Annotated in this window: 20 protein-coding genes; 6 read left to right on the top strand and 14 right to left on the bottom strand. The window is 46.3% G+C overall.

Annotated elements, in window-relative coordinates:
* Positions 1 to 6 precede the first annotated feature (6 nt).
* Entirely contained in the window at positions 7 to 1,140 is a 1,134-nt protein-coding gene (locus H8K55_RS14575; RefSeq protein WP_230408636.1) for a sensor histidine kinase, read from the bottom strand.
* 414 nt (positions 1,141 to 1,554) lie between these two features.
* On the opposite strand from H8K55_RS14575, the gene waaA reads away from it, so the two are divergent.
* From waaA to H8K55_RS14560, 3 genes are all read left to right on the top strand, one after another.
* Positions 1,555 to 2,850, top strand: coding sequence for a lipid IV(A) 3-deoxy-D-manno-octulosonic acid transferase (waaA, locus tag H8K55_RS14570; protein ID WP_186942794.1), 1,296 nt, complete (start codon positions 1,555 to 1,557; stop codon positions 2,848 to 2,850).
* Between the two features lie 62 nt (positions 2,851 to 2,912).
* Positions 2,913 to 3,824 carry a DUF2785 domain-containing protein gene (locus H8K55_RS14565; protein ID WP_186942793.1) on the top strand — a complete coding sequence of 304 codons (912 nt, stop codon included), beginning with the start codon at positions 2,913 to 2,915 and terminating at the stop codon, positions 3,822 to 3,824.
* A gap of 98 nt (positions 3,825 to 3,922) precedes the next feature.
* A complete protein-coding gene (locus H8K55_RS14560; RefSeq protein WP_186942792.1) occupies positions 3,923 to 6,118 on the top strand; it encodes a S9 family peptidase in 2,196 nt (731 codons plus the stop codon).
* Between the two features lie 119 nt (positions 6,119 to 6,237).
* On the opposite strand, the gene H8K55_RS14555 is transcribed toward H8K55_RS14560, so the two are convergent.
* The 5 genes from H8K55_RS14555 to H8K55_RS14535 all read right to left on the bottom strand — a co-directional run bounded on the left by H8K55_RS14555 (position 6,238) and on the right by H8K55_RS14535 (position 11,853).
* Complete coding sequence (locus H8K55_RS14555; RefSeq protein WP_186942791.1) at positions 6,238 to 7,950, bottom strand: MFS transporter; 1,713 nt, start codon at positions 7,948 to 7,950, stop codon at positions 6,238 to 6,240.
* Between the two features lie 253 nt (positions 7,951 to 8,203).
* Positions 8,204 to 8,497, bottom strand: a complete 294-nt coding sequence (locus tag H8K55_RS14550; RefSeq protein WP_186942790.1) for a hypothetical protein — start codon at positions 8,495 to 8,497, stop codon at positions 8,204 to 8,206.
* 166 nt (positions 8,498 to 8,663) lie between these two features.
* Positions 8,664 to 9,614 (bottom strand): bifunctional Delta(1)-pyrroline-2-carboxylate/Delta(1)-piperideine-2-carboxylate reductase, encoded by a 951-nt coding sequence (gene lhpI / locus H8K55_RS14545; protein WP_186942789.1) that lies wholly within the window; start codon positions 9,612 to 9,614, stop codon positions 8,664 to 8,666.
* 7 nt (positions 9,615 to 9,621) lie between these two features.
* Positions 9,622 to 10,767 (bottom strand): M24 family metallopeptidase, encoded by a 1,146-nt coding sequence (locus H8K55_RS14540; RefSeq protein WP_186942788.1) that lies wholly within the window; start codon positions 10,765 to 10,767, stop codon positions 9,622 to 9,624.
* 36 nt (positions 10,768 to 10,803) lie between these two features.
* Positions 10,804 to 11,853: a proline racemase family protein gene (locus H8K55_RS14535; protein WP_186942787.1), complete on the bottom strand. Its 1,050-nt coding sequence runs from the start codon at positions 11,851 to 11,853 to the stop codon at positions 10,804 to 10,806.
* Between the two features lie 229 nt (positions 11,854 to 12,082).
* Between H8K55_RS14535 and H8K55_RS14530 the strand changes: the two genes are divergently transcribed.
* Positions 12,083 to 13,075 carry a collagenase gene (locus tag H8K55_RS14530; protein WP_222612484.1) on the top strand — a complete coding sequence of 331 codons (993 nt, stop codon included), beginning with the start codon at positions 12,083 to 12,085 and terminating at the stop codon, positions 13,073 to 13,075.
* An 83-nt stretch (positions 13,076 to 13,158) separates the two neighbouring features.
* On the opposite strand, the gene H8K55_RS14525 is transcribed toward H8K55_RS14530, so the two are convergent.
* From H8K55_RS14525 to H8K55_RS14495, 7 genes are all read right to left on the bottom strand, one after another.
* Positions 13,159 to 13,512 carry a YggL 50S ribosome-binding family protein gene (locus tag H8K55_RS14525; protein ID WP_222612483.1) on the bottom strand — a complete coding sequence of 118 codons (354 nt, stop codon included), beginning with the start codon at positions 13,510 to 13,512 and terminating at the stop codon, positions 13,159 to 13,161.
* 341 nt (positions 13,513 to 13,853) lie between these two features.
* Positions 13,854 to 14,816, bottom strand: a complete 963-nt coding sequence (gene pip / locus H8K55_RS14520; RefSeq protein ID WP_186942786.1) for a prolyl aminopeptidase — start codon at positions 14,814 to 14,816, stop codon at positions 13,854 to 13,856.
* 63 nt (positions 14,817 to 14,879) lie between these two features.
* Positions 14,880 to 15,266, bottom strand: a complete 387-nt coding sequence (gene crcB, locus H8K55_RS14515) for a fluoride efflux transporter CrcB (RefSeq protein ID WP_186942785.1) — start codon at positions 15,264 to 15,266, stop codon at positions 14,880 to 14,882.
* Positions 15,267 to 15,272: 6 nt separating this feature from the next.
* The gene (gene moaE, locus H8K55_RS14510; protein WP_186942784.1) at positions 15,273 to 15,764 is read right to left on the bottom strand and encodes a molybdopterin synthase catalytic subunit MoaE; all 492 of its coding nucleotides are present in this window, start codon (positions 15,762 to 15,764) and stop codon (positions 15,273 to 15,275) included.
* 8 nt (positions 15,765 to 15,772) lie between these two features.
* Complete coding sequence (moaD, locus tag H8K55_RS14505) at positions 15,773 to 16,030, bottom strand: molybdopterin converting factor subunit 1 (RefSeq protein WP_186942783.1); 258 nt, start codon at positions 16,028 to 16,030, stop codon at positions 15,773 to 15,775.
* A gap of 64 nt (positions 16,031 to 16,094) precedes the next feature.
* Positions 16,095 to 17,408, bottom strand: a complete 1,314-nt coding sequence (locus H8K55_RS14500) for a molybdopterin molybdotransferase MoeA (RefSeq protein WP_186942782.1) — start codon at positions 17,406 to 17,408, stop codon at positions 16,095 to 16,097.
* A 108-nt stretch (positions 17,409 to 17,516) separates the two neighbouring features.
* Positions 17,517 to 18,401: a PhzF family phenazine biosynthesis protein gene (locus H8K55_RS14495; protein ID WP_186942781.1), complete on the bottom strand. Its 885-nt coding sequence runs from the start codon at positions 18,399 to 18,401 to the stop codon at positions 17,517 to 17,519.
* A 97-nt stretch (positions 18,402 to 18,498) separates the two neighbouring features.
* On the opposite strand from H8K55_RS14495, the gene H8K55_RS14490 reads away from it, so the two are divergent.
* Positions 18,499 to 18,705, top strand: a complete 207-nt coding sequence (locus tag H8K55_RS14490; RefSeq protein WP_186942780.1) for a hypothetical protein — start codon at positions 18,499 to 18,501, stop codon at positions 18,703 to 18,705.
* A 109-nt stretch (positions 18,706 to 18,814) separates the two neighbouring features.
* Positions 18,815 to 20,167: a M24 family metallopeptidase gene (locus tag H8K55_RS14485; RefSeq protein ID WP_186942779.1), complete on the top strand. Its 1,353-nt coding sequence runs from the start codon at positions 18,815 to 18,817 to the stop codon at positions 20,165 to 20,167.
* A 94-nt stretch (positions 20,168 to 20,261) separates the two neighbouring features.
* Here the strand turns inward: H8K55_RS14485 and H8K55_RS14480 are convergent, their stop codons facing one another.
* On the bottom strand, positions 20,262 to 20,615 hold the full coding sequence (locus H8K55_RS14480) for a hypothetical protein (RefSeq protein WP_186942778.1): 354 nt from the start codon (positions 20,613 to 20,615) through the stop codon (positions 20,262 to 20,264).
* Positions 20,616 to 20,791 lie beyond the last annotated feature (176 nt).

The raw sequence follows: 20,791 nt of genomic DNA, 5'->3' as shown, positions 1-20,791 counted from the left end.
AATTCTTTAAATGTTTACTGGAATACACAGGTGTGCAATTACACCTTGGGGTGAATTGGCGCTCAACGTGAATAACGCCTGTTCACCATATAAAGCCAACAAACGCTCGCGCACATTCGCATTACCAACATGACTTTGATGATGTTCAGTGCGACGATTTTCATCGTAATCGTGCGGCAAACCCAAACCGGTGTCGATGACTTTCAGATGCAAATTCTCAGCCTGAACTTGCGCTGAAACTTGTATATGGCCGCCATCCACTTTCGGCTCAAGCCCGTGCTTAATCGCATTTTCTACCAATGGCTGCAGTAGCATCGGTGGCAGCAAGAATTCTTCTAAATCTGTCGGAAGTTCCACCTGATAACTAAGGCGTTTTCCCATCCGTATCGAGAGCAACTCAAGATAGGCTCCTAACAATTCAAATTCATGTCGTAATGTCGTCTTTTCCGTGCGTGAAGAATTTAAACTTGCACGCAAATAACGTATCAATTGTTCCAACATATTTTGCGCACGGGCAGGATCAATCGCAATGAGTCCCTGCAAATTTGCTAGCGTATTAAATAGCATATGCGGCTCTATCTGCGCTTGCAAAAGCTGTAACTGGGCTTGCATGGCTTGACGTTCGATTGCCTCGCTGCGCGCCTTTTCTTTTTCTTGCTCCGCTTCCAGCTCAGCTAACTTAGATTGATTCCAGAAAAACACGCCGCCAAATAAACTGATAAACATACTCATAATGACGAGAATGCCTTCACCATTTTTGAGCACGCTGAGAAAACTCGGTGCTTTTACACCATAAATCAGCAAACCAATATTGCCACCAATCAGATAACCTATCGGTGCTGCCGCCATGCACACGACAAAGAAAGCAATCCTATGCGGTTTCTGCTGACGCCAGATAATCCAACGCATCGCGGCAATCACCAAATCAATGCTACAACCAATCAACATGGAAAATACCCAGTTGACCAAGAAACTTTGCCTAGTTTGCATCACAATGGTGACAAATAAAGCGACCACCGTATTAAAAATAGTCAGCCACATTAAAGACTTGCCGCCACGCCAGGCAGCATCAAATAAAAACCGGGGGTTCATCTTGATTTGATTGCCACTTGTCTGCTGTACTACCTGAGAATTTTTCATCTTGAATTTATTGAAAAGTCTTGATTCTGGAATTGGGAAATTGATTTTCACGTCGATTAATTTTAGACATCCAAATTAAGTAATGAAATCGACGAAACAAAGATTAACGCAAGCCACAAGCATCAAGAATATTAAGCGACTAGTGCGCAAGATTTGTGCGCCAGCCTAGCGAAAACTAGCGCGAAAAGTGCTGTACTCATCGTATCGACTATCAAGCGCTGGTAGCATTTTGACACATGCGTGAACTCATCACCATATAAAACGCCTCCTCATTTACTCGATAGTTCACCCCAAGCATCTAAAATTGTCATCGAAAAAACCCCGAAAACGACCATAAATGTCGAGCTTTTAAGGTATATTCAGCACCTGTTTCATAACTCAGCGGAAGCCTGTCACTTCTGCATAAAGTCATTAATGCGTCTCCTTTACTCTCTGGCCTGGTCCCTCGCTCTGCCTTTTGTTATCTTACGTCTATGGCTACGCGGCAAACAAGAACCCGGCTATCGCCAGCATATTGCGGAACGTTTAGGCTGGTATTCAGAAACGCAAACGCAATCTCAACAAAGAGCAACGATCTGGGTTCATGCAGTATCCGCCGGTGAAACCCGCGCAGCGGAACCTATCGTACGCGCACTCCTCAGGGCTTATCCTGAGCACCGCATCTTGTTGACACACATGACGCCGATTGGCCGCAGCACTGGTCAAAGTCTGTTCGCCAACGTCGCCGATCGCGTCACACAAACATTTCTGCCATATGACATCAATTGGATGATAAGGCGCTTTTTGCGCCATTTTTCACCCACAATTTGTATCTTAATTGAGACCGAAGTCTGGCCAAATTTAATCGCGCAATGTAAGTCGGCGGAGATTCCGGTGACCTTGGTCAATGCCCGTTTGTCAGAGCGCTCTTTACGCAAAGCACAACGCTTATCTTCTTTGATGTTACCTGCAGCGCAGGCTATCGATTATGTCGCAGCGCAATCAGGACCGGATGCTGAGCGCCTGCGTGCACTTGGCGTACGCAATCTGTGCATCACGGGAAATATGAAATTTGACGTAACACCGCCACCCTTGATGGCCGAACGCGGTGCAAAATTGCGGGCATATTTTGGCGAGCGCCCTGTCTTTATTTGTGCCAGCACCCGCGAAGGTGAAGAACCCTTAATTCTGGAAGCATTTACTCAGCTCAACTTACCTCGCGCACTATTGATTATTACACCGCGCCACCCTCAGCGTTTTGATCAAGTCGCCACCATGTTAGAGCAATTACAGTTACGTTTTGTACGTCGCTCTACACTCGATCTGGATCAGGAAGAGTTACCAATTCCAGCTGACACCCAAGTGTTTTTAGGTGACAGCATGGGTGAAATGTATATGTATTATGCCGCCAGCGACCTGGCTTTTGTAGGTGGCAGTCTGGTCAGCTTGGGCGGTCACAATCTGATTGAAGCCTTCGCCATGAGCCGTCCGGTATTAACTGGCCCGCACACTTTTAACTTCTCTGAAATCACCGAACAAGCGATCACCGCACACTGTGCACAACGTGCCAACGATGCCCGCGATGTCATGCAACGTGCTCAAATTTTACTCGACGATGACGTGACCAGAAACCAAATGGGCGCACAGGCGCATGCTTTTTTCTTGCAACACCAGGGTGCGACCGATAGAACTATGCAGGCAATTGCGCCTTTCGTAAGCACAGCGCAATAAATTTAGAACCTGGCTTAGTCAGGCAACTACGCAAATCAACAGTTTGAATTATTGGAGCAATAATGAAACCCTCTTTCCAATTAAGTATTGCCAGCTTGTTGCTTGCTTGCGGCGCATTCACTTACAGCTCAAACAGCATAGCTGCTTGCCCACCGGTTGGACGTACTCAAGTTGAATTGCAAGCACTCAAAACAAATCAATGGCAAATCGCCGATCCGCAACAACGTCAACAAACTGCATTGGCTCTGGTCGAATGTCTGGCAGATACGAACCCTGTACTGCGCGATGAAATCGCATTTGAAGCCTTGTCGTTTTGGATGCGTAGCGAATTACTGACTACCGCCACGATACAAACGATACGTCTGCAGTTACTCCAACAAATCCGCACACCAGTTACCAGCAAAGATCAAGGTTTTGCGCACCCATTCGCGGCCTTAGTGCTCGCCGAAATTGCCCGGGTTGATCGTCGCAAGGCTTTTATGAACGACGAACAACGTCAAGATATGCTGAATGCCGCCGCTGAATATTTGCCTGCGGTGCGTGATTTTCGTGGCTTTGACGAGCAAAGCGGTTGGCGCCACGGGGTCGCCCATGGTGCTGACTGGATGTTGCAACTCTCAATCAACCCAGCCTTAAATCAACAGCAGCACTTGCAAATTCTTAATGCCTTAGCGCCACAAATACGCAATGACCAGCACTTCTATCATTATGGCGAAAGTGAACGTTTGATGGCGCCGGTCTTTTATCTCGGCCTGCGCTCTGGCTTATCGGCAGAAGAATGGGAGCGTTGGTTTAATAGTCTCTTCACAACTTCACTCGATCCCAAATTAACGACCCAAGCGAGCTTGGCACGCAAACACAATCTCACCGCATTTTTATACGCGCTCTATGTCAATTTACAAGAAACTCAAGTCACTGCGGCCAAGGAAAAACTCTTACCACACGTGATTAAGTCTTTGAAAAAATTGAACTAATTAGGGACAATAGCGTCTTAAATCGTCAGTATTTTGACCGATAAAAATTTTATTTTGCATTATCCAACTATCAAGAAAAATCATTTGGAGGAACATCCATGAAACGCACTATTCCCTTGAACGCCATCACACTTGCTTTGGTAGCGGGTTTCGCTACCAGCAGTGCAGCCTATGCTGGCGATGGTAAATTGACTTTAGAAATGCTCTATCACCCGGAACAACGCGTGAATTTTAGCGCAGCACCGATGACGCGCTTGTCTTGGGACAACCAAAACCGCCTGATCGAATCCAAAGTCAACAAAGGCGCGGCAGAACTATTCGTTGTCAATCCAGCTTCTTGGGAGAAAACAGCCTTACCAGCAGACGGCAATGTTTTGAGTATCTTGAAGGCTGCAAAAATCGATGACAAAGAAGTCGGTAAACTTGCCGACCAATTGAGTGCCCGAATTAAGCCAGAAACTAAAAGCTACATCTTTACTTACAAGAACGATATCTGGTTATTGGATTTAAACGCAGGTAAAGCTCGCGCCTTAACCAATACACCGAATGAAAAAGAAGATGAAGCACTGTTGTCACCTGATGCGAAAACCGTTGCCTACTTAAAAGGCAATGATATGTACGCGACCGACGTCGCTACCGCCAAAGAAAAACGCTTGACGACCGGTGGCAGCGAAACCATTTTCAACGGCCGCTTGGACTGGGTGTATCAAGAAGAAGTCTATGGACGTGGCGATTTCCGCGCATTCCGCTGGGCACCAGATTCTAAAAAATTGGCCTTCTTAAGTTTCGATGAAACCAAAGTACCGGTCTATACCTTAAGCGGTGAACATGCACAGCCAGTCAAAACGGATCGCACACGTTATCCAAAAGCAGGTGATTCAAACCCTATTACTAAACTCGGTGTAGTCGACTTAAACGGCAAGATCAGTTGGACGCAAGATCCTTACGCTGGTAAAGAAACACTGATCGTACAAGTAGACTGGACACCTGATGGCAAGCTGATGGCAGCATGGCAGGATCGTGTACAAACTTGGTTAGATCTGCGTATTTACGACGCCAAACTGAATAGCCAAGCGGTCGTTAAAGAAACCAGCCCAGCCTGGACCGAGCGCTTACCTCTTCCACATTTCTTGAAAGATGGCAGCTTCATTTGGGAATCAAGCCGCACTGGTCATCATCATTTATATCATTACGATAAAAACTTCCAGTTAGTCAAAGCAGTCACACAAGGCGATTGGGATGTGCGCACTGTACATGGTGTCGATGAAGCCAAAGGTCGCGTCTTATTTGCAGCCAATGAACGCAATCCTATCGGTAACGATGAATATAGTGTGAACCTCGACGGCAGTAACTTCAAACGCCTGACCGAAGACAAAGGTAGCCACATGGTGCGCTGGAATAAGACGTTCACACACTACGTCGACAGCTGGAGCAGCATGACACAGACGCCGAAACAAGCACTGTTTACTGATGCAGGTGTATTAGTCAAATTGGTGGATGATGCAGGTGTACCTGCCAAGGTGCAAGAGCTGCAATTGGCCACCATAAAGCATCAACAGATCAAATCACGCAATGGCTTCATGATGGAAAGCGTGATGTTCTTGCCACCAAATTTTGACGCGACGAAAAAATATCCGGTCTATCAACATCTGTATGCGGGTCCTATGGCACCACAAGTACGTGATGCGTGGGCGGCAAATCTGTACTACCACTTCCTCGCGCAGCAAGGTTACATCGTGTGGGTGATGGATAACCAAAGCGCGAGTAACAAAGGTGTTTCCAGCGCTTGGCCTATCCATAAAAAACTCGGTCAATTAGAATTGCAAGATCAATTGGATGGATTAGATTGGTTGCGTCAACAAGGCTATGCCGACATGGATAGAATTTCTTTGAACGGCTGGAGCTACGGCGGTTATTTCACTTCGTATGCAATGACACATAGCAAGGCGTGGAAGATAGGCTTCGTCGGTGCGCCAGTGACCGATTGGCGCTTCTATGACAGTATCTACACCGAACGTTACATGGGCTTGCCACAAGAAAATGCAGAAGGTTACGACAAAGGTTCCAGCCTGAAAGCAGCAAAAGACTTAAGCGGCAAGATCATGATCATGCACGGCACGATGGATGACAATGTACATCCACAAAACACCGTAATGTTCATCGACGCTCTGGCAAAAGGCAATAAAGAATACAGCTTGCAACTGTATCCAGGTCAAGGTCATGGCGTTGCAGATGCATGGCAGAACTGGTCTATGCAAAAAGCTAAATGGAAATTCTTGCAGGAAAATTTGTAAGCGACATTGGTATTACGTTTGCTAAAGCCCGCGATGTAGTGCTTTAGCAAAAACAAAAAAACCGACAGCTTGTCGGTTTTTTTGTTTTTAATTAGGGTCTGTTGACTCGGATCTGGATTTTAAATATTTTCATTCGCATGTTGGCGCTTTAGCCAACGATCAAATACCAACAAAGCGACGGCCGTTGTGATTCCTATCAAAGCAAATAAATACCACATCCACACCGGACGATTCATTTCTTTGGCAATCGCCGTATACGCCCAACCCGATAAGAGTCCGGCGAACAAATTACCCAAAGCCATAGAAACAAAATAGTAGCCCATATACATCGCAGTCTTACTTTTAGGCGCGATCGCGGCGACATATTCCTGACTCTTTGGTGAAGCAATCATTTCCCCTAAAGAAAACACCACAACTCCAATCACCACTGTCGTTCCACCAAGTGCAATACCCGCTCCCCAACCGCACAAGGCAATTCCAGTACTAAGCACCAGCGTCCCAAATACCAATATCGGCAAAGCGCGCCAACGTTGAATATACGCACTGATCGCAATCTGGCAGACAACGATCAAACCAAAGCCGACATTCACGATGTATTCAGGATTCACCTGACGATATTGTGTCGCCCATTGTTCTGCTATCACCTGTGGCATGACTTTGCCCTGTTGCAGTGCTAGCAAACCCTGAGCGAGAACATCATCTGGCACCATCACTTTGTAATTCACCAGCTCAAACGATATTTGTTTGAGTGCAGTCGCGTCCATTCCAGCATGGTATTTTTGCGTCAGCGTTGGCAATGCGCCGCCTAGTTGTTCGAGATTCACACCAGCTAAAAATTCGACAAAAGATGGTGCATACGCCTGCATCGCATGTACCACATCTTTGGTATCAACAAAATCGCGAATAAAGACGGGTAAGGTAGTAAATAATTGGAAGTACACAACCCAAAAACCAGTCAGTATCAGTAGGTACAGAACGAAGGGAACATTGCCGACCTGCACCGTTTGATAATACCAACTCGTATTCGGCACCGAAGATTTTCTGATCAACGCGCTCCAACCCCAATTCAGCACCAACCAAGCGGCAACACCGAGCAAATAGCTTGAGAACGCGATACCCATGCGCGTCGTCACCATCAAGGCGATAATCGCTGGCACCACGATCAATGCCAGACGCCCATTCCCCAATACTTCCTGCGCCTCTAACAACACCAACTTCAGACTACGTTGATCCTTACTCGCATCGTGTGCCGGTTCCTTGTAGAAAAACAGTGCTGGAATAAAGTTCAAAGCAATCCAAAATGCCGACATCACAAACACCAAATCCCAACTGATCGCGCGCACATAACCAGCGACAAAAGGGCCGATAAATCCGCCGACATTCACCATGGTATAAAACACGCCGAATCCTAAACCACGATTAGTATCATCAGTCGAACGCCCTATCGTGCCGACGACCACAGGTTTAAAGCAGGCAGCACCAACAGCGACCGCAAAAAATACGAGGAAAAAAGTCCAGAACTGATGTACTTGTCCAAGCAAATAATATGACGGGCACATAATGGCAAAAGCGATCAGAAACATACGGCGATAACCAAACCTGTCAGCGAGTGCACCTGTGATCACGGGCAGCAGATAAAGTAAAAACGGGATCATTCCTTGTAGGAATCCACGTTCTTTGTCGGTGAAACCTAATCCACCTTGGGCGGTTGGGCTGGTGATGTAGAGTGAGGATAGTGTGAAGAAGCCGTACCAGGCGAGGCGTTCGAAGATCTCCATGGTGTTGGCGATGTAGAAGGCTCGGTGGAAGGGGTTGCGTTTGATTTTGTTCATTTGTGTCTCTTGGTTTTTAGTGTTTTTTTGGTGCTTATTTTTGTGTTTATTTTTGTGTTTATTTTTGTGTTTATTTTTGGGTGTTTATTTTTGGGTACGGAAAATTTTAAGTTCTCTGGTCGGGGGTAGCCCGACAGCTAGTTACCTTTTTTGCTTCGCCAAAAAAGGTAACCCAAAAAAGGCGACCACGCTGCCACTGCCCTTCGGGTTCCCAATTGTGCAGGACAAAAAATGGGAAAGTGTCGAAACTCGCCTACGGCTCAAACAACGCCACTTTCTTTATCCATTTTCTGTCCAGCACAATTGGCAGTGTCAGAAGTGGATGAAGGTCAAAATCAACAACAAGATCAAAAGCAACGGCAACATCAAAACAAACAGTATCAACAGACATCCACTTTTCTAATAGCGGTTGTAGGTCGTTGTTTTTGACTTGCTTTTGACTCTGTTTTTGACTTTGATTTACCCCCGTTTGAGACGATGTAATTTGTGCTTCACAGAAAATGGATAAGAAAGTGGCGTTGTTTGAGCCGAAGGCGAGTTTCGACACTTTCCCATTTTTTGTGATGCACAAATTATGCTGGAGCGTAGCGTAAGCACCCGCAGGGCGAGTCTACGGTCGCCTTTTTTGGCTTACCTTTTTTGGCGAAGCAAAAAAGGTAAGTGGCTGTCGGGCCACACCCGACCTACAGACCACAAATCGCGCGAACACTCAATTAAGAAAGCGAGACAATACTATCCAACACCAACTTAGCACAAATCAAATCACTCAAAGCCGTCCCCACAGACTTAAACAAAGTAATCTCCTCAGCATCACGACGAGAAGATCTTTCCATCCGACACAATTCCGCCAAATCAGCTTTCACATCAGCCGCCGCAAATCTACCTTCATTGATAGGAACCAACAACTCCCCTGCTTCCTTCAAAACGTTCTGACGATAATCCACATAGACCGAAGAACGACAAATTAATTCCGTATCGCACTCACGTCTATCTTGACTATGATTACCAAGCAAATCCACATGACATCCAGCGGCCACGTCTTTCCCAAACAATAAAGGTTCCGCGGCACCAGTAGCGCTGACGATGATATCGACTTGAGCTGCGGTCACACCAAGATCACTGGTCGCACTGAAATTGACATGAGGGTAGATATTACGCAGTGTTTGCAATAAGGACTGCACTTTATCTGCATGCCGTCCCCATACAACAACATCAGAGATCGCATGTTCTGATAAATGCGCTTTGACGATGGGTAGTGCGAGATTGCCAGTTCCTAGTAACAGCATACGCATAGACTCAGGACGTGCCAGATAACGACTTGCCAACGCCGACACTGCTGCGGTACGCCAATAGGTAACACTAGTGCCATCTATCATCGCTAAGGGTGTGCCATCTTGACGACTGAAGAGCAGAATTTTTGAAAATAAGGTCGGCAAAGCCTGTTTTCCATTATCAGGAAAATAGGTGAAAGCTTTAACACCAACCACGTCCTCATTCCAAGCTGGGAGTACCGCAAAACCATCGTGATTCGCAGGATCTTCCGAGAGCGAAAAAACTTGCCGTTGCGGCATGCCGAAGTCTTGTCTAAAACCCGCATCTAAGGCATTAATCAATGCCGGGAAATCCAGTACCTGATTGACTTGCTTGGCGTCGATAATTTTCATAATAACTCTATATTTCTAATTCAAAATTCTTGGGTGCATGGGTAATGAATTCAAAACCGTGCTCAGTAATCAGAACATCGTCTTCAATCCTTACGCCACCATAATTGGGAATATAAATTCCCGGCTCTATCGTCACCACATAATTTTCTTGCAGATATTCTTGGCAAACCGCACTGATAAACGGTTGTTCATGTAATTTGATACCTAGTCCATGTCCCAAGCCCGGACCAGCATATTGCGCATACGGCGAGGCGTTTAAGACTGCCGCTGCTGCTGCATTGGCACTAACCGCAGCCACTCCGGCACGCAGACGTTCAAACGCGGCTTGCTGCGCGGCCGTGACGGTATCAAACAAAGCTTTTTGCAAAGGACTAGATTTGCCGGCGATAAAACTTCTGGTCATGTCCGAACGATAGCCATTGACCACAGCACCAAAATCCAACACGACCAAATCACCCGCCTGTAATCTCTTGCGTGAAGGGATGCAATGCGGTAAAGCGGAACGTGCGCCGAAACCTAAAATCGTCGCAAATGAAACTCCCGCAGAACCACGCTTTTGCATCTGATAATCAAGTTCTAATGCCAATTCTGCTTCACTCACACCCACTTGTAGTTGTGGCATGATGGCCGCTAGTGCTTCGTCGGCGATCTGTGCTGCGGCTTTGATCTGGGCGATTTCCCATGCGTCTTTAGTTTTTCTCTGTTGCTCTAAACTCGCTACACTTGCGGTAAACAGGCAATATGGATTCTCAACAGCAATCGCATTCCACATCGCCACGGAGATATGTTCTGCTTCAAACCATACCTTGATCGCCTTTTCAATTTGTAGGATTTCAGCGATCGCCTGTCCTAAATTTTGACGATCACGATCACGGCAAATCACCGTAGTGGGAATTCTTTCACTAATACACTCTTCTTGCGCCTGCTCCAAGAACCGATAATCCGTGATCAAATACATCGCGTTTTGCGTCACCAATCCATACGCCGCTTCACCACTGTAGTTCATCAGATAACGCAGATTATCCAAAGAAAAAAGCAAGGCGGCATCTTGCCCCGCCTGCGCCATACTCATGCGCAGTGCATGCAGTCGTTGAGGAAAGTTCGCTTGAGGCGTTACTAACTGCTTTGTATCTATCGTCGTTTCAATATTCATCTCATCATCTCAATTTTTATTTCATCATCTCAATATTCATCGCAAAATAAAGCCTTGTTGCAGAGGATCTGTCGGGTCAATATAAAATGTATTTTTTCCGATCACATGAGCCGTACCTTGTACTCGTGGAATCACCGCTGCATAAGGTCCATATTGCAAAGTCTGTTGAACCGAGACTTGAAATTGTGATCCCAAAATACTCTCTATCGTGATTTCTTGCCCTACCCCAAGCAAGCCACGTGCATGCAAAATCGCAACCTGCCCTGAAACGCCACTACCAGTAGGACTACGGTCTAATTCGCCTTCAGCAAAGATGCAGACATTCCGACTACGCACGCCCGACTCTTCCGCTGGTGCGGAAAAAATTGTCCCGTACAAAAAGCTCAAATCATCTTCATAAGGATGCACCACAGCCCTACTTGCCATCACCGCTTGTTTGATACGGCGACCATAATCAATGATCTGGCGATGATTATCAAAAGCCAGAGATAAGCCGATCGACGGGGCATCCACATAGGCATAAAATGCACCACCGTAAGCCAAGGTATAGGTGACCATGCCTATACCCTCTACTTCAATTCTCTGGTCAAGCTGCGCAACGAATGACGGAACATTATCAAAATAAATTTTCTGTATTCCCGTTTCATCAACATCGGCATAGGCCAGAATTTGCCCGCACGGTACGTCAATTCGAAGCCTAGTTTGTGGCAGAGTTTTCGCCACCACGCCCGCCTCTATTGCAGTCTTAGTCAGCGCGATGATCGCGTGTCCACACATGCTGCTATAACCTTCATTGTGCAAAAACAAAGCACCAAAATCGCTGTCGGCACGTTCGGGTTCGGTAATCAAGGCGCCGTACATGTCTGCATGCCCACGAGGTTCGAACATCAGTGCGGTTCTTAAATGATCAAAATTTTTCAAGCAATCTCGCCGTTTTTCCAGAATACTATGGCCTGCCAGTACAGGAAATCCTGAGGTAATAATCCGCAATGGTTCGCCACCAGTGTGACAATCCAAGCTAGTAATGGCTTGCCAATCTGTAGGTACTCGCCATTGAGCAAACCTATTTGCTAAGCTATTCGTCATCTTATTTGTGCTCCTCAATTTATTCATGCAAAATGCACCGCCAAGCAACAGCCACACTACAGCCGTACTACAGCCGCCATTTAGCAGCTCATTTTTGAAGTATCAGTCAATTAACAATATACAATAAAACTCACAAAATATATACACAATATATGTTAAATATATTTATAATGTTGGCGTGTTTGTCGGCTGCCGAATTTGAGCTAGGCTATTTTTGAGGATTCTCATTGTGTATAAGCATTTATCAACCCGCTACTTTCCATCAGGCTTCATTCTTAGCATTGCCTGTCTCTATAGTGGATTTACCCCCACCCTTGCAAATGCTGCGCAAGCTACACAGAATGTGGTAACGGCGCCGATTTCGCTGAAAGGTGTCGATCTGATTCTGAACCGTCAACATACCTGCAGCGCTACTCTCAGTCTACGTTCTGAAGCCCTCACATCCGAGCAAGAACAAGCCGCTTGTCAGCAACTTGGACAATTAGAAAAAGAATTTCATCAATTATTTTCGCGTGGTACAGGCACAAAGCTGACACCAGTGAAGCACGATAATAATAGTTCACTACGTGCAAATATCTATCGCGATCAAGCCAGTTTTGCACTATATGCAGGCAAGCATTTCAATATGCCAGTGAATAATGGCGGTATGTATCTGGAAGGCCTGCCTGCGCAAACGGAGAACCACGCGGAGTTTGTTGCCTACCAACGCGAACAAGGCAAAGTCCACAACTTAGGGCATGAATACATTCATTATCTGGATGGTCGCTTTAATTTGTATGGCGATTTTTGTGCGAATTTGCACGACTCGCATGCCGCGCCAGAAAACTGCCCGAAACCTGCACCACAAACGCCCTATCTGGTCTGGTGGGGTGAAGGCATTGCAGAATACCTGGCACATGGAAAGAGCAACCCTAACGCCATTGCACAGGCAAAGAAAAAGACTTATCGCTTAAGCGAACTGTTCGATACGGGCTATGAGAAAAACAATAATAGTACGCGTATCTACAGTTGGGGCTATCTGGCAGTACGCTTTATGTTAGAACGTCATCGCGAACAGATTGAACAGATGCTGGTATTTACGCGAACTGGTGATTATCCGCGCTATCAAGCTTTAGTGCGTTCTTGGGGAACTAGCTTGGATAGTGAATTTGTCGAATGGATAGAGACCATCAGTGCGGAAAGTGCTGAAAAAATTGCTGAAAATACAGAAAGTAAGAAATAGAATTTGCACATAAAAAAAGCGGATCTTAAATCCGCTTTTTTTATCAACTAGATCAACTAGATCAGCTAGCATAGCCAGTAAGATTACTCTGCAAACTCAGTATCCATAGGTGAATACCAGGCATCTTTCAAAGCGCCAACTTGCACATCTTTAAATTCAGGGCGTGCAGTCAACCATGCTTGCAAGGCTTCACGATCTGCATCTGTAGTCGAACCCGGACCGAATTTGCAAATAAAGCCTGACGTCAACCAACCGCTCAAAGCCAGGTCGCGAACTTCGATCACTTCTTCCAATAATGCATGAATCAAATTCGCTTCTTCGTCGGAATTTAATTCTTTAGTCAATTCTGCTTTGTATTCAAAACCAAATTCTTGGAATTCGCCTACATGCAATTTTTTACGTTGGCGCGCGTTACGGGATTTATTTGATGGAGTCATAATTTTCTTTGTTTAATTAGCATTCTTTTCGGTATAAAAAGAATCAACAGCTGCGCATTGTAATGAGTATGTGCCGGAAGTACAAATTCGACGCAAATTCAGTTCAAATACAGCAATATCAATACTCACATAGGACTTACGCAAAATTGCGCTGGCTAGAGCCTGCCCTCGAATGTTTGAGTCGGGGGCGTGGAGCCGAAGATAGTGCGATGGTACGGCAAGGGTACAGTGGGGAATTCAAGCAGCATGCTGCTTGCCCACGGAGCAGATAGCACATGCTTGTGCTATCGCGCCCTGCAAGGGAACACAACAACGCCAGCGTCTGTTTTGTGTAAGTCCTATTATAAGAATTTGCCATGCAATTTGAATTGCTCCGTCGCACGTACTAATTCTTTAGCGATTCCTGGCTCCATTGCCGCATGTCCTGCGTCACCAATAATATGTAATTTGGTACTTGGCCAAGCTTGATGCAAGCGATATGCAGAAACTGGCGGACAAATCACATCGTAACGACCTTGCACGATGACAGCAGGTAAATGACGAATTTTGTGCACGTTTTTAATCAATTGATCCTCGTCCATAAAGGCACCGTTCAACATATAGTGCGCTTCCAAACGACCTATTCCCAAACTCACTTCATCCGATTCAAAATCTTCTATCGCCTGCGCCTGCGGCTCTAAAAACAAACAAGAACCTTCGTAGCGACTCCAATTGCGCGCAGCTTCTTTATAGATTGCTGGCTCATCACAAAATAAACGTTTAACGTAGGCTTGTAATAAATTCCCGCGGTCAGAATGAGGAACTGCTTCAGCGAAACGTTGATGTACTTCAGGATAAAAATGATTCATCCCATTCACGAACCAATCAACTTCCGCTTTGGTGCATAAGAAAATCCCACGCAATACAAAACCCAGACAACGTACAGGGTGCTCTTCACCATAAGCCAGTGCTAAGGTTGAACCCCAAGAGCCACCAAACACTAACCACTGCTCGATGTTCAACATCTCGCGAATTTTCTCGATATCTTGAATCAGCAATGCCGTCGTGTTATTTCTGTATTCACCTAAAGGTGTAGACTTGCCCGCACCGCGTTGATCAAACAAAACAATACGATAATGCGCAGGATCAAAAAAGCGTCGATGCGCAGGTGAAGTGCCACCACCAGGTCCACCGTGTAAAAACAACACTGGCTGACCATCTGGATTGCCGCTTTCTTCCCAATACACAGTGTGCAAAGCATCAACTTCTAACATACCTTGGCGATACGGTTCAATCGGGGGAAACATCAAAGTATTTTCTGACATATTATTTTTATGGTGCAAGTTAATTAAAATTGATGAAAAAATTCAGAAATGAAAAAACAAAAATCAAAGCGAGTGCAAGAAGCGCCAGCTAGCATATCCGGCGAAGCAACAGAGTATAGAGCCGAATAAGTGCAGTACGCTATGACCTGCAGCCCAGGCCCATTCACCTTTTTGCAGCAAATCCATCGCTTCGGCCGAAAACGTGGAAAAAGTGGTCAAGCCGCCCAAAAAACCTGTTACGACAAATAAGCGCCACTCTGGTGACAATTGCGGATGAGCAGAGAAGAATCCTACACAAATTCCGATCACGTAAGCGCCACCCAAATTGGCCAATAAAGTACCTAGCGGCAGGCTGAGAAAAACTGCATTCAACCAAATTCCCAGCAGCCACCGCAACCATGCACCGCATGCCGCACCTACTCCAACTGCCAATGCTGAATAGCCATTCATCTTCGATTATTCCTGATCTATGCTGGCATCAGCATTATCGGTATGTAAGGAGCCCCATTTGTTTACTGCCTGGCTATCTGACTCACGCGCGTCTACCCAGCGCTCACCTTCTGCTGTACTTTCTTTCTTCCAGAATGGCGCTTCAGTTTTAAGATAATCCATCATAAATTCACACGCCGCAAATGCTTCCCCACGATGTGCGCTGGCGGCTGCCACCATCACGATCTGATCCAGCGGTTGCAACAAACCTACACGGTGAATAATCAAAGTATCAATCAGATTCCAGCGTAGTTGTGCTTGCTGCGCGATCATCTGCAAAGACTTTTCCGTCATACCTGGGTAGTGCTCCAACTCCATCGTACGAATATCCTGTCCATCGTTACGGTCGCGCACTAAACCGACGAAATTCACCACCGCACCTATCGCCGGATTTGTTGCCCGCATTTGCGCTAATTCAGCACTGACATCAAAGTCTTGGGTCTGTACAGAAATTTTCATAAGACCCCCTAACCACCGGTCACTGGCGGAAAAAACGCGAGTTCACCACCATCTTGCAATTGCACTTCGCCATTCACCATTTGTTGGTTATAGGCCATACGCAAGGCACGGCTTGGTGCGAGTACTTCAGCCCACATGTCGCCGCGTGTCATCAATAATTGACGTACCTGCTGTGCAGTCTTAACGCTGCCGTCAAGCTCCAAGAGCTCGCCTGAACTGCCGAGTTTTTCACGTACACTGGCAAAAAATTTTAACTGTATTTTCATTTTCGTTCTTAGAACTTTTCAACTGATCGCCTGATTGACTAATCGGCCAATCGACTGGCATGGCTTAATAAAGCAATTCACTAAAGGGAATAAATTTAACGACATCTCCCGCAGAAATAGTTTGCCCCGCGGGTAAATCAATTAAGCCATCTCCCCATACTGTTGAAGTCAGTACGCCCGAACTTTGATTCGGAAATAAATCCAAACCGCCTTGCGCATTGATCTTCGCACGCAAAAATTCATTGCGCCTATCTGCCTTATTCAAGGAAAAATCTGCACGCATAGAATAACTGGCTGGAGTGACATTTTGCACGCCTTGCATACGCAAAATAAAAGGCCGTACAAACAATAAGAAAGTCACAAAACTCGACACGGGATTGCCGGGCAAGCCTAGGAAGAATGCACTATCGTTTGCAGCACTATCATTTGCAGCACTGTCGTTGACAGCACTGTTGTGCACATTAGAATTTGCAGCCCGCCGCACCTCGCCAAACGCCAAAGGTTTGCCGGGCTTAACCGCGATTTGCCACATATTAATATGACCTTCGGCTTCCACCGCTGGACGGATATGATCTTCTTCGCCAACCGAAACACCGCCCGAAGTAATTATCAAATCATGCTGCTGCGATGCTTCACGTAAGGTGGCGCGAGTAGCTGCCAGACTATCGGGAACGATGCCGTAATCACTGACCTGACATCCGAGGTTTTGCAGCAATCCTGTGAGCAAAAATCGATTCGAGTTATAAATTGCGCCCGGTTTTAATGCGTCACCGGGCATAGTTAATTCATCGCCAGTAAAAAACACCGCGACGCGCAATGCTCGCAGCACAGGTAAGCTCGCCAATCCGACCGAAGCTGCCAAACCCAATTCCTGTGCTCGCAATCGAGTGCCTGCCGTTAGTATCTGCGCACCTGCTCGTATATCCTCGCCCTGACGACGTATCCACTCGCCACTCTTTGGTGTATGTTGAATTGTGACGAAAGTCTGGCCATCTATGGTTTCAGCCACGCACTGCTCTTGCATCACCACTGCATCAGCACCATCAGGGATGAATGCGCCAGTAAAAATCCGCGCTGCACTACCCGCTGCCAATGTCGTGCCAACCACACCCGCCGGTATCCGCTGAGACACTGGCAAACGTGCGGTGCCACTCATGCAATCAGCAATATCAGCGATATCAGAAACGCGCACCGCATATCCATCCATTTGCGTGTTATCCATTGGTGGTACATGCAATGTTGAAATCTGTGCTTGCGCCAGTACGCGACCATTGGCTGCAATGGTCGGGAGTTGTTCAATTTCTTGCAATGGTCGCACGGCCTGCAACAAAGTTTGCAGTGCCTGTTCGACTGTCAGCATCGGTTTTTTTTCTGTCATAGTTTGAAGCTTAGTTTGAAGCTTAGTTTGAAATCTTGTGACTTTTTTATACAAAGGGCTAACGACAATATCAGATGGTCTGAAATAACTAGAATGCAGAGCACAAAATCATCCCAAGTTTAACACCCCATGTCCAAGTTCCAACACTCGACCGCCAACTTGTATGCGCCCAGCTTGATTCACATCTAACAATAGTCGGCTCGCTCTTTGTACTTGCTCACCCTGCGCCACTTCAATACTGACTGGCAATTGTCGCTGTTGCGCGATCCACCAACCGCCCAGATTGGCGCAAGCCGAACCCGTACCCGGATCTTCAGCGACACCGCCACCTTGCTTCGTAAAGAAATAACGGGCAGTCACTTTTAAGCGCTGCGCCGGAGTTTGACCTGCATCATCTTCTTGATTCCATGCAAATAAATACGCCGTTTTTCTGCCCAAACTACTTTGCGGCCATTCGGCCAAACGTGAACTCTCGGGCTGTGCTCGCTGTACTGCTTCTGCGGTGCGCAAAGGCACCAAGAGTTGGTCAGTACCGGCATTCACCCACAGTGGTTCAGACAACAAATCATCTGGATGCAAACCCAGCATTGCTGCCAACTCAGACGATGCGAGTGCGCACGGCATAACGACTGGAGCACCTTGCGTAGGTGCAGTCAGAGTCCAGATATTCTCTCGCGCTTCAACGTTGACGATACCAGCTTTACATTCCAAGGTCAGCGCATCGCCAGTCTTCAACAAGCTGCGAACCACATACGCAGTACCCAAAGTCGGATGACCTGCAAACGGCATTTCATAGCCTGTGGTGAAAATACGCATTCTCGCCGTGGCTTTTTCTGACGGCAAAATAAATACCGTTTCGGATAAATTAAATTGCAATGCAATTGCCTGCATCTGTTCATCACTAATACCACGTGCGTCTTCAAATACACACAGAGGATTGCCACCAAAAGTGGATTCAGCAAATACATTCAAGAGCCGGTAAGAAAAATTCATGGATTTAAACACTCCAGACAATAAATAGGGAATAATCAGAATAATAACCGTTTCCTCTACATCTACTATCAATCCCACTCGCAATCAAGGAAAAATCATGGCCAAGAAGAACGAAGAACTCGATGAAGAAACAATGGCAGTCATCAACTGGTGCATAGAAGTTGAAGGATATTTAGTCAAAGGTGGCGCAACGCAAGCGCAGGCACAAGAGTTTATCGAAGAGGAAATTGAATTCTTGACCGATCAATTTTATGATGGCTTGACGCCGGAAGAAGCCGCCAAAGTGGCGCTCAGTGATGATTGATCGCTTGCTAGCTTAAGCTTAAGCTCAAACTTAAGCTCAAACTCATAAGCGAACGAACTTCGGCTAGTAATACTTGTCCAAGTCCCTCAACAATGACCGCGGAGACAGTATGAAAAAAACACTAATAGCGCTGAGTATGGCAAGTTTTTTTGCTTGTATGCAGTCCATTCCGGCGCAAGCACAGATTCTATCGGTACGTGATCAAGCGCGTGTCATCGATGAAAATCTGGCTGATCGATTTAGCAATTTATTACCCGGCATGATGGAACAAACCGGGATCGACATGTGGATCGTCATTTCTCGCGAATACAATGAAGATCCAGTTTTAAAAACCATGTTGCCAGCCGAATGGCTCAATGCACGCCGTCGCACGATCTTAGTGTTTTACCGTAATCCACAAACTAAAACGATCGAACGTCTGGCAGTCGCTCGCTATGACTTCGGCAGCAATATCAAAGCTGCCTGGGATACGCAGAAATTTCCGGACCAATGGGATGCATTAGTCGATATCGTCAAACAAAGAAATCCGCAAAAAATCGGTGTCAATACTTCCCAGCATTTCGCCCACGCAGATGGTTTGGATCACACTGAATATCAAGAGTTAATACAAAAATTACCAGCGAACTTTAGTTCGCGTGTTGTTTCTGCAGAACCTCTCGCTATTCGTTGGCTTGAAACTCGCACTGCACGTGAAATGCAGTTTTATCCGCAACTAATCAATGCCACCCATAAGATTATTGAAGAGGGTTTCTCTGAACAGGTGATCACACCGGGTATCACAACCAGCGAAGATGTAGTGTGGTGGTTCAGACAAAAAATCCGTGACCTTGGCTACGATACCTGGTTCCACCCTACCGTCGACATACAAAGGGTCGATCCTAAAACAGAAGGAAGCGAACGCAGTTTTGCGATCAAACCCAAAGCTGACGTAATACAGCCGGGCGATTTGATTCACGTCGACATAGGGACCACTTACCTGCGCTTAAATACCGATATTCAACAACACGCCTATATTCTAAAACCTGGCGAGACCAGTGTTCCCGCTGCTATCCAGCAAGCATTTGTCAAAGCAAATCGCCTGCAAGATATTTTAACCATGCAGTTCAAAGAAGGTAAAACTGGGAATCAAGTCTTAGCAGGAGCGCTAGCGCAAGCGAAGACCGAAAATATACAGGCTAGCATTTATTCACACCCGATTGGCTATCACGGGCATGCGGCGGGGCCTGCAATCGGCATGTGGGATAATCAAGCTTCGGTGCCGGGAACAGGTGATCAGGCATTGAGAAAAAATACTGCTTATTCGATAGAACTCAATGCCAGCAGCATGATCCCAGAGTGGAAGAAAAGCATACGCATCATGCTGGAAGAAGATGCGTTTTTTGACGGTGAAACTGTACGTTACATCGATGGGCGGCAAAAAGTTATTTATCCGATTCCTCGACCATCTAACTACAATCAATAACGAGCAAGCGCAACTTCGTTAAACATGCAAAAACGCCGCAAATTCCTTTGCGGCGTTTTTTTGTGTGTAGTATCGTCAAGAATGGCACTGAAAATTAGCGCTCATCCCGACGATAGGTGATTTGTTCTACGCGGACAAATTGCGCATCTTCGGCTTCTTTATGTGACCACTGATGTTGTTTAAACGATTGCTCTGCGGCCTGATTCCGCTGGGCTCGCCCGCCCATCATGACCACCAGCAAAAATAATTTCACCAGCATAAAGATCACGAACAAACTGAGCGCTAAAGGAATTAGGGTAATCACCAAAGCCAAGCCTATACACAGCATCAAGACACGCGGCAAAGGCGTACGCATCAATTGTTTTCCAAGCTTATCGCCTATAGCGCGAAACTCTTGCCAAGTCTGACGCAAAACTGAATAGAAGTATTGTTTGGTCGAATCTTTCATTTTGGTTCCTCAAATTATTACGGTAGAAATACGTTCACTACACTTCACTGAGTTGCACTTTATATCAGGCGATTTCACATTGCCTCTGGTTTCCGACCAAATTGCATTTTGGCGGTGTGAATAGCTAGGTGTCTGGCATGAATGGATTATCAAGCGTCTGGCGCCATATGCCTACG

It is taken from the genome of Affinundibacterium flavidum, from assembly GCF_014284175.1.
Classification (GTDB): Bacteria; Pseudomonadota; Gammaproteobacteria; order Burkholderiales; family Burkholderiaceae_D; genus Undibacterium; species Undibacterium flavidum.
Note: the sequence above shows the minus strand (reverse complement) of the source record. Positions and strands in the feature narration are given on the sequence as shown.

What these genes read in the sequence shown, in the direction of transcription:
- H8K55_RS14575 (WP_230408636.1), bottom strand. Translation starts at nt 1,140, where the DNA reads ATGAAAAATTCTCAGGTAGTACAGCAGACAAGTGGCAATCAAATCAAG.
- waaA (WP_186942794.1), top strand. Translation starts at nt 1,555, where the DNA reads ATGCGTCTCCTTTACTCTCTGGCCTGGTCCCTCGCTCTGCCTTTTGTT.
- H8K55_RS14565 (WP_186942793.1), top strand. Translation starts at nt 2,913, where the DNA reads ATGAAACCCTCTTTCCAATTAAGTATTGCCAGCTTGTTGCTTGCTTGC.
- H8K55_RS14560 (WP_186942792.1), top strand. Translation starts at nt 3,923, where the DNA reads ATGAAACGCACTATTCCCTTGAACGCCATCACACTTGCTTTGGTAGCG.
- H8K55_RS14555 (WP_186942791.1), bottom strand. Translation starts at nt 7,950, where the DNA reads ATGAACAAAATCAAACGCAACCCCTTCCACCGAGCCTTCTACATCGCC.
- lhpI (WP_186942789.1), bottom strand. Translation starts at nt 9,614, where the DNA reads ATGAAAATTATCGACGCCAAGCAAGTCAATCAGGTACTGGATTTCCCG.
- H8K55_RS14540 (WP_186942788.1), bottom strand. Translation starts at nt 10,767, where the DNA reads ATGAATATTGAAACGACGATAGATACAAAGCAGTTAGTAACGCCTCAA.
- H8K55_RS14535 (WP_186942787.1), bottom strand. Translation starts at nt 11,853, where the DNA reads ATGACGAATAGCTTAGCAAATAGGTTTGCTCAATGGCGAGTACCTACA.
- H8K55_RS14525 (WP_222612483.1), bottom strand. Translation starts at nt 13,512, where the DNA reads ATGACTCCATCAAATAAATCCCGTAACGCGCGCCAACGTAAAAAATTG.
- pip (WP_186942786.1), bottom strand. Translation starts at nt 14,816, where the DNA reads ATGTCAGAAAATACTTTGATGTTTCCCCCGATTGAACCGTATCGCCAA.
- crcB (WP_186942785.1), bottom strand. Translation starts at nt 15,266, where the DNA reads ATGAATGGCTATTCAGCATTGGCAGTTGGAGTAGGTGCGGCATGCGGT.
- moaE (WP_186942784.1), bottom strand. Translation starts at nt 15,764, where the DNA reads ATGAAAATTTCTGTACAGACCCAAGACTTTGATGTCAGTGCTGAATTA.
- moaD (WP_186942783.1), bottom strand. Translation starts at nt 16,030, where the DNA reads ATGAAAATACAGTTAAAATTTTTTGCCAGTGTACGTGAAAAACTCGGC.
- H8K55_RS14500 (WP_186942782.1), bottom strand. Translation starts at nt 17,408, where the DNA reads ATGACAGAAAAAAAACCGATGCTGACAGTCGAACAGGCACTGCAAACT.
- H8K55_RS14495 (WP_186942781.1), bottom strand. Translation starts at nt 18,401, where the DNA reads ATGAATTTTTCTTACCGGCTCTTGAATGTATTTGCTGAATCCACTTTT.
- H8K55_RS14490 (WP_186942780.1), top strand. Translation starts at nt 18,499, where the DNA reads ATGGCCAAGAAGAACGAAGAACTCGATGAAGAAACAATGGCAGTCATC.
- H8K55_RS14485 (WP_186942779.1), top strand. Translation starts at nt 18,815, where the DNA reads ATGAAAAAAACACTAATAGCGCTGAGTATGGCAAGTTTTTTTGCTTGT.
- H8K55_RS14480 (WP_186942778.1), bottom strand. Translation starts at nt 20,615, where the DNA reads ATGAAAGATTCGACCAAACAATACTTCTATTCAGTTTTGCGTCAGACT.